This window comes from Bacillus sp. DNRA2, from assembly GCF_012843265.1.
Classification (GTDB): domain Bacteria; phylum Bacillota; class Bacilli; order Bacillales; family Cytobacillaceae; genus Bacillus_BU.
The window spans coordinates 1-443 of record NZ_JABAIT010000087.1 but is presented as its reverse complement, the minus strand read 5'-3'; the positions used below and the strand labels follow the sequence as shown (position 1 = coordinate 443).

Annotated in this window: 1 protein-coding gene and 1 pseudogene; both read right to left on the bottom strand. The window is 39.1% G+C overall.

The genetic code is table 11. The features are described from left to right. Positions 1–193, bottom strand: a pseudogene (locus tag HHO41_RS22110) (RNA-guided endonuclease TnpB family protein); the annotation flags it as partial. A 35-nt stretch (positions 194–228) separates the two neighbouring features. Continuing rightward, the coding region (gene tnpA / locus HHO41_RS22105; RefSeq protein WP_169102746.1) for an IS200/IS605 family transposase at positions 229–443 on the bottom strand (215 nt) is incomplete at its 5' end.

The following is a 443-nucleotide window of genomic DNA, read 5'->3' as shown; positions in this document are numbered from 1 at the left end:
TCAAGTAGCATTGCTTTATCGCGTATAACCCGACGTTTCGCAACGCTTTTGAACTATGAGTCATGCGTTGAAGCAACCGGAATTCTTTTGCGGCAAGGCAAGATCGTCCGAGATTCTGTTTTTGAGTGAACCTTTGAATGTTTTCAAGTTTCTTTTGTTTCCGAAATACTTTAACTGCCTTTTTCCTGGTCATTTTGTTCACCACCTTTCTCAGAGAGTTAATTAGGATTATTTTCCTTGAGACTCAATGTATTTTCGAATTGTCTCGATAGGCGCACCGCCCGTTGTCAAAAGGCAATAACTTCGAGACCAAAACATCTCTTTCCAAAGGTACTGTTTTACCCGAGGGAAATCACGTTTTACGAAACGAGAACTAACACTTTTGTAGCTGTTAATAGCTTTTGACAAATCGATATTTGGAACTGAACGAAACAAAATATGAA